Raw genomic sequence first — 4,716 nt, 5'->3', positions numbered from 1 at the left:
GGGCATGGCGATCGTTGTCGCCGTGCTGGGGCTGAACCTCCTGGGCGACGGCATCGCCGACATCCTCGATCCGAAATCGCGGCGGCAGCGATGAGCCTGCTCGACATCGAGAACCTGTCGCTGACCATCGGCGACACGCAGATCCTTAAAGGAATGGAGCTTTCCGTCGCGCCCGGCGAGGTGATGGGTTTGGTCGGCGAATCCGGCTCGGGCAAGTCGATGACCGCGCTGACGGTGATGCAGCTTCTGCCCCATGCCGCGCGCGCCACCGGACGCGTCACATTCGACGGCATCGACATCCTCGCGGCAACCGAGGATCAGATGTGCGCGCTGCGCGGCGACGACATCGGCATGGTCTTCCAGGAGCCGATGACGGCGCTCAATCCGGTCAAGACCATCGGCGAACAGGTTGCCGAAGGCATACGCTGGCACACCAAGGCCAGCCGCGCCGAGGCCGAAGACCGGGCGCGAAAAATGCTCGACCGCGTCGGCCTCCCCGAAGCGAAATTCCCAATGTCGCGCTATCCGCATGAACTGTCCGGTGGCCAGCGCCAGCGCGTCGTCATCGCCATCGCCTGCGCGCTGAAGCCGAAGCTGCTGGTCGCCGACGAGCCGACGACGGCGCTCGACGTGGTGCTGCAGGCGCAGATCCTCGACCTCTTGCGCGACCTCGTCGCCGAGAGCCGCATGGGCCTGCTCCTGATCTCGCACGACCTCGCCGTGGTGACCGAGATGGCGGACCGCATCACTATCCTGCGCCGCGGCGAGGTTATGGAAGCCGGCGACACTGCGCGCACGCTGTCCGAACAGTTCCATCCCTACACGCGCCAGCTGGCGCAGGCCTCGATGCATGTGCCGGCGCGCGCCAGGCCGCATGGCATCGAGACGAGCCGACCTTTGCTTCAGGTCGAAAGCGTGACACGCGACTATCCCGGACGGCGCACCTCATTGTTCAAACGCGCGCCTGGCATCCGCGCCGTCGACGATGTCTCGCTGTCGATGGCGCCGGGTCAGTCAGTGGCGCTGGTCGGCAGATCCGGCTGCGGCAAGTCAACGCTCGCCCGCATGATCCTGGCGCTGGATCGGCCGACATCGGGCTCGATCCGGTTTCGCGGCGAGACCATCACCGGCAAAAGCGAAGCCGAGCTGAAGCCGGCTCGCCGTGACATGCAGGTCGTTTTCCAGGATCCCTACGGATCCTTCGACCCGCGTCAGAAGGTCGAAAAACTAGTCGCCGAACCCCTGCATGTGCTGGAGAAGCAGCCGACACGCACCGAGCGCCGCGAAATGGTGGCGCATGCGCTGCACGAAGTCGGCCTCGGCATCAGCGACATGGACAAATACCCGCATGAATTTTCCGGCGGCCAGCGCCAGCGCCTGTCGATCGCCCGCGCCATCATCACCCGCCCCAAGCTGGTCGTCGCCGACGAACCGGTTTCGGCGCTCGACGTCTCGATCCGCGCCCAAATCCTCGATTTGTTCGCCGAGCTCAACCAGAAGCTCGGCATCGCCTATCTCTTCATCACCCATGATTTGACCGTCGCCCGCGCCATCACGGACGAGGTGCTGGTCATGCATGACGGCAAGATCGTCGAGCGCGGCAAGACGAACGCGGTGCTCGACCACCCGCAGTCCGAGGCTGCCAAGGCGCTTGTCACCGCCGCTCCTGACTTGCACCGGGCAATCGCGAAGCGGCTGCGAGAGCAAGGCTGATCAGGAGAGAAGGCGTCCAATCACTCCTGCGGCTTCACCACATCGACCGGGCTGATGTCGAGCAGGTCGAGCGTGCGGCGCAGAAGGCGCATCTCGCTCTCGGCAAGTTGCGAATCCGCCTTGGCGATCTCCGCCATATGTTTGGCCAATTGCCGGCGCCGCTCGACATCGAGGTCGCGGAACAGTGCAATCGCCTGCGAGCCGTTGGTCTCGTAGCCGAACTCGTTGAGATATTCGATGACGCTGTCGATACTGCTTTCCGCAATGCCGAAGGCGTCCTTGCAGATGCGCCGGAAGACAACCATCTCGCTCTCGCTGACAGACCCGTCGGCCAGGATCATGCGAAACAACATCAGCAGTTCCGCCGACAGGACCGGATCGTCCGCCACCTTGCGCACACCCGGGTCGCCGTCGAATATCTGACGTATCTGGTCCAGCAATGCGAATGCCATCAGGAGCCTCTTTCCGGGTTAACCACACAAATACAAATCCAAGCGCGATGCGCTTGGATAGAGGTAGCGCGGAATCGACCTTGCGCAAACAGGGCGGCCGTGGTCGAACGCCCGATATTTCAGCCGGCCGGACACCGCCATACATCAGATGATCGACCTTAGCATCCAGACCGTCGCCATGCTCGCCTTCGCCGCCTTTGCCGCGGGCTTTGTCGATTCGATCGCCGGCGGCGGCGGGCTGATCACCGTGCCGGCGCTGCTGCTTGCCGGCTTCACGCCGGTCCAGGCGCTCGCCACCAACAAACTGCAAGGCATGTTCGGCTCGGGCTCGGCGACCATCCACTACGCATCGAAGGGTCATGTGGACCTCCGCCGGCAATTGCCGTCGGCGCTTCTGGCCCTTGTCGGAAGCGCCATCGGCGCCTTGCTGGCGACGATCGTGCCGGGTGACATTCTGCGGGCTGCCCTGCCCATCGTGCTGATCGCCATCGCGCTCTACTTCGCGTTTAAGCCCAACATGAACGACATCGATCGCGCCGAGCGGCTGTCGCCCTTCCTATTCGGACTGATCCTTGTGCCCGCGATCGGCTTCTACGATGGCCTGTTTGGACCGGGCGCAGGCTCCTTCTACATGCTGGCCTTCGTGGCGCTTGCCGGCTATGGCGTGCTCAAGGCGACGGCGCATACCAAGCTGCTCAACTTCGCCTCCAACATCGGCGGCTTCATCGTCTTCGCGGCCTTCGGCGTCGTCTACTGGAAGATTGGCCTGATGATGGGCGTTGCCCAGTTCATCGGCGCCCGCGTCGGCGCCAGCCTGGCCATGCGCATCGGCGCGAAACTGATCAAGCCGCTGCTGGTGATCGTGTGCCTGGCGCTTGCTGTGAAGCTGCTGGCCGACCCGGCGAACCCGCTGCGCGCCCTGATTGGTGTGTGATCACGCGCCCTGATAGAATGCCGCTGTTCGAATCATGTAGGAGGAGCCACACATGAATCTTAGCGCACCTACGCAGATCGTTTTTATCATTTCCGTTGTTATCGCCATCATCGGCGCACTCGCCGCGCTTGGCGTTCTTGCGTTCATTCCACTCGCATCGGTGTGGATTGTTCTTATTGCTTTCATCGTGCTTGCCGGCGGCTGCTTGATGCGCGGCGCCTGACCATTTCCCTTGAAGTGGGGACGAGGAGCGCCCGGCCAAAAGCCGGGCGCTTTTGATTCCGGCCCCGGGTCTGCTAGATTTGACTTGGCGCAAGGATGGCCGATGCCAGTCGAGATGCAACCCCAGCAAGAGCAGGACCGGTCCGTCGCCGGGCGGTTCGAGATGCGCCGGCGCCTGCCGGATCCTCGACTTCAGGGCATTGTGTCGGACATTTGCGGCTATCGCGAAATGACGCCCGGCCATATGCGCAACGTCGAATACGCGTCCCTCACCGTACCGCTGGTCATCAGCTTCGCCGAACCCTTCGCCATCGGCCTCGGCAAGGCGCCCGGCGACAATGACCGCTTCGCCAGTTTCGCCGCCGGCCTCTTTGCCGGACCGGTGCTGATCGAATCATTCGGCGGCGCCTGCTGCGTCCAGGTCAACTTCACGCCGCTTGGCGCACGCCGTTTCTTCCGCCTGCCGATGAGCGAACTGGCCGACAGCATGGTCGTCCTCGACGACGTGCTTGGCGCGCAAGGCTTGGCGCTGCGTGAAAAGCTTGGCAACGCGCCGGACTGGACGGCGCGTTTCGACATGGCCGAAGCCTTCGTCACCGCCCGTCTCGAGAATGCCGCCGAGACGCCGCTTGAAATCGCCTGGGCCTATGACCGCATCATCGCATCCGGCGGCCGGACCCGCATTGGATCAATCGCCGAAAGGCTGGGCTGGAGCCGCAAGCATCTCGCCGGCAGTTTTTCCAACGCCATCGGCATCGGCCCCAAGACGCTGTCGCGCATTGTCCGCTTCAACCGCGCGCTCGGCCTGTCGAGACAACAGACCGTCGACTGGGCCGGCATCGCCGCCGATTGCGGCTATGCCGACCAGGCGCATCTGGTGCGCGAGTTTCGCGACCTCGCCGGCGAAACGCCGACCGCGCTCTCTGTCAGGTAACATTTCTTCAAGACGCCGGAACGGTCTTTGAGCAGGGTGGGTTATCGACCAACCCAAATGAAGGAGGTTCCCATGCCAACCACCACTGAAGCGCCCCGCCTCTACCCCGCTTTGCGCTACAAGAACGCGGCAAGAATGATCGATTGGCTGGGCGAGGCTTTCGGCTTCAGCGTCCGTGCCCGCTATGGCGAAGGCGATGTCGTGCACCATGCCGAACTGGTCTTCGGCTCCTCGATGATCATGCTGGGCACGGTGCGCGACGACGACTACGGCAAGATGGTCGGCGAACCCGGCTCAGGCGGCGGCAAGTCGATCTACATTGCCGTCTACGATGCCGATGCCGCCTATGCCAAGGCCAGGAACGCCGGCGCCACGATCATCCAGGAATTAACCAACCGCGACTATGGCAGCCGCGAGTTCATCTGCCGCGACCCGGAAGGCAAAGTCTGGTCCTTCGGCAC

At 63.6% G+C, this 4,716-nt stretch carries 6 protein-coding genes and 1 pseudogene; 6 read left to right on the top strand and 1 reads right to left on the bottom strand.

Annotation, left to right across the window (positions count from 1 at the left end):
• Positions 1–94, top strand: a pseudogene (locus tag EN984_RS23160) (ABC transporter permease); the annotation flags it as partial.
• Positions 91–1,713, top strand: coding sequence for a dipeptide ABC transporter ATP-binding protein (locus EN984_RS23155; RefSeq protein ID WP_127271448.1), 1,623 nt, complete (start codon positions 91–93; stop codon positions 1,711–1,713). The pseudogene EN984_RS23160 and the gene EN984_RS23155, both read left to right, overlap by 4 nt.
• A gap of 20 nt (positions 1,714–1,733) precedes the next feature.
• Here EN984_RS23155 and EN984_RS23150 read toward each other — a convergent pair whose 3' ends face one another.
• Entirely contained in the window at positions 1,734–2,165 is a 432-nt protein-coding gene (locus EN984_RS23150; protein WP_127268808.1) for a TerB family tellurite resistance protein, read from the bottom strand.
• Between the two features lie 148 nt (positions 2,166–2,313).
• Here EN984_RS23150 and EN984_RS23145 point away from each other — a divergent pair, with 148 nt between their 5' ends.
• The 4 genes from EN984_RS23145 to EN984_RS23130 all read left to right on the top strand — a co-directional run.
• A complete protein-coding gene (locus EN984_RS23145; protein WP_127268807.1) occupies positions 2,314–3,099 on the top strand; it encodes a TSUP family transporter in 786 nt (261 codons plus the stop codon).
• Positions 3,100–3,151: 52 nt separating this feature from the next.
• Entirely contained in the window at positions 3,152–3,322 is a 171-nt protein-coding gene (locus EN984_RS23140; RefSeq protein ID WP_127268806.1) for a hypothetical protein, read from the top strand.
• 102 nt (positions 3,323–3,424) lie between these two features.
• Positions 3,425–4,255 carry an AraC family transcriptional regulator gene (locus tag EN984_RS23135; protein ID WP_127268805.1) on the top strand — a complete coding sequence of 277 codons (831 nt, stop codon included), beginning with the start codon at positions 3,425–3,427 and terminating at the stop codon, positions 4,253–4,255.
• A gap of 72 nt (positions 4,256–4,327) precedes the next feature.
• Positions 4,328–4,716: VOC family protein (locus EN984_RS23130; RefSeq protein ID WP_127383966.1), on the top strand; the 389-nt coding region annotated here is incomplete at its 3' end.

Origin of the sequence: Mesorhizobium sp. M7A.F.Ca.CA.004.12.1.1 (assembly GCF_003997835.1) — a bacterium.
GTDB lineage: Bacteria > Pseudomonadota > Alphaproteobacteria > Rhizobiales > Rhizobiaceae > Mesorhizobium.
Note: the sequence above shows the minus strand (reverse complement) of the source record. Positions and strands in the feature narration are given on the sequence as shown.

Excerpts from the sequence above, each read along its gene's own strand:
- EN984_RS23150 (WP_127268808.1), bottom strand. The coding sequence starts at position 2,165 with ATGGCATTCGCATTGCTGGACCAGATACGTCAGATATTCGACGGCGAC.
- EN984_RS23140 (WP_127268806.1), top strand. The coding sequence starts at position 3,152 with ATGAATCTTAGCGCACCTACGCAGATCGTTTTTATCATTTCCGTTGTT.
- EN984_RS23135 (WP_127268805.1), top strand. The coding sequence starts at position 3,425 with ATGCCAGTCGAGATGCAACCCCAGCAAGAGCAGGACCGGTCCGTCGCC.
- EN984_RS23155 (WP_127271448.1), top strand. The coding sequence starts at position 91 with ATGAGCCTGCTCGACATCGAGAACCTGTCGCTGACCATCGGCGACACG.
- EN984_RS23145 (WP_127268807.1), top strand. The coding sequence starts at position 2,314 with ATGATCGACCTTAGCATCCAGACCGTCGCCATGCTCGCCTTCGCCGCC.